Origin of the sequence: Candidatus Desulfatibia sp. (assembly GCF_036446775.1) — a bacterium.
Classification (GTDB): Bacteria; Desulfobacterota; Desulfobacteria; order Desulfobacterales; family UBA11574; genus Desulfatibia_A.
In genome coordinates, this window is the sequence record NZ_JAZFTO010000294.1 from 1 (window position 1) to 2,277 (window position 2,277).

Below are 2,277 nucleotides of genomic sequence, written 5' to 3' on the forward strand. Positions count from 1 at the left end.
GATTTCAGGCAGCAGACCGATGACCATGGCTTTTTCAAGATCTACATAACTCCCAAAACCCCCTGCCAGAAAAATCTGTTCGATATCATTGACCCCGAGCCCCACCTCTTCAAGAAGGGTCATACAACCACTGTACATGGCGCCTTTGGCGCGGATCAGATTGTCAAGATCCGGCTCCGTAAGGACGATATCTCTGTCGATTTGGGTCTCTTCCTTCCAGGCCAGCACATATTCAAAAATGCCGTCGGTTTCGCGGATGCGAGGTGTTGCCAGGCTGGAGTCAAATTTTCCCCGGTTGTCAATCACACCCATTTCAAACAATACGGCCGCAATGGTAATCAGTCCGCTGCCGCAAATACCTTTGGGCCTGACATTGCCGATGGTGATGTTCATGGGTTCAAAGGTAAAGGGGTCCATGGAAAAATCTTCGATGGCGCCTTTGGCGGCCAGCATGCCGAATTCGACGCCGCCCCCTTCGAACGCGGGTCCCGCACTGCAGGCGGCACAGGCCAGCCAGTCTTTGTTGCCGATCACAATTTCTGCATTGGTGCCGATATCCATAAACAGGGTAAGCTTATCAGTATGGTCCATGCCGGATCCCATGACACCGGCCACAATGTCTCCGCCCACGTAGCTGGAGACGGCCGGGTAAAACAGCGCCGTAGTGTGGTCTCCCAGTTCCATACCCAAGTCAACGGCTTTTATGGGCGGATACAGCGTCGAAGCCGGCACATAAGGCGAACGCCGGATATATCGGGGGTTGACCTTTAGCAAAAGCTGGGTCATGATCGTGTTGCCCGCTAAGGTTACCGAGGAAATTTCGTCAATATCGATTTTAGCCCGCCGGATGAGTTTGCGGATTAACGTGTTAATGGTTTTTACGACGACCTCATTAAGTTTTTCCAGCCCGCCGGCTTTTTCCGCGAAGATGATCCGGCTGATGACGTCTTCACCATAGCTGATCTGACCGTTATATTCTCCAAACTGGGCCAGGACCTTGCCGGTAATCAAGTCGATTAACTGTGCATAAATGGTGGTTGTGCCGATATCCAAGGCAATGGCATAATTGCGATCGGTGGTATCCCCCGGCTGAATGTTGATGATATTGGTTTTGCGGCCGGACTGCACCGGACGGGCCAAGGTCGCTGTGACCTTGAAATCGTTTTTTCTTAAAATATCCGGCAGTTTTCGTATTACCGGCATTTCGACCACCAGACGATGCTCGTCGTGTTTGATCTGCAGGTAAGTGACGAGTCTGGTTACATCCGGCAGATTGTCCTGGGCATTGGGCTCGGGAAGTTCCAGGTACTTTTTCTCAACCGGCGGCATGAAAAGGCCTCTATCCTTCAATTCCTCCAGATTCATTTCCTGGATCCCGGCGGTGCGCCGCGGTGTGCTGTGCAGGTTTAACATACCCGCATCCATCTCAGATTCAATGGGGACACGTATGACCACATCGCTTTTGACATCCGCCAGGCAGGCCTGCCGGTAGCCTTTTTCCTGATCGGCTTTTTTCAGCTTTGCGGAAATGCCCCCCTCAACGGTACCATCTTCAATTATAACCCGGCATTTGCCGCAGACACCTTCACCGCCGCAGGAGGCGTTAATATGAACCCCTGCTTCCAGGGCGGCACGGATTAAATTATGGCCGTACGGCACAGTTACTTTTTTATTATGCGGCAGAAATAAAACGCTGTGTTTAGTCATGTTAACCTCTGAACCCGAATATAATAATTAATAATCAATTGTTAATTATTAATTGTTAACCATTATTTCCTGAACCCTGAACCCCGAACCCTGAACCTCTGAACCCTGAACCTCTGAACCCTTCAGGCGAGTTCATCAAACCTGCAAGTCAATTCAATCACATCACCGTCATAAACGCTCGTGATTTTGTACGGCATGGTTTTAAAGAGCCTTAGCATGCCCTTGTTGCCGGGCAGGGTATAGGCCGTCAGGCCGGCGATGCCGTTTTCGCGGGCTGCTCCGGACAGTTTTCTCATTAAAATCTTTCCCAAGCCCTTGCCCTGCCATTTTTTGTCCACCGAAAAGGCGGTTTCCGCCATGTTTATGTCCGGATCCAGATAATATTCTCCCGCGGCAACCACCTTGCCGAATCCGAATTCCCCGACTACTGCAAGTAAGGTCAAATTGTTGATATAATCGATTTGAAACATGCCTTCGACATCATCACGCACAAAACTGGTTTTTAAATTAAAAAATCTGGCAAAGATATCTTCCTTATCCAGATTATAAAAATGCTCCTGAATTCTGCGG

General features: G+C 49.9%; 2 protein-coding genes. Both read right to left on the minus strand.

The annotated features are described in order from the left end of the window. Nucleotides 1-1,707: ASKHA domain-containing protein (locus tag V3S16_RS13760; RefSeq protein ID WP_413885891.1), on the minus strand; the 1,707-nt coding region annotated here is incomplete at its 3' end. Nucleotides 1,708-1,829: 122 nt separating this feature from the next. Next, on the minus strand, nucleotides 1,830-2,277 hold a 448-nt coding region (locus tag V3S16_RS13765), incomplete at its 5' end, for an N-acetyltransferase family protein (RefSeq protein ID WP_413885893.1).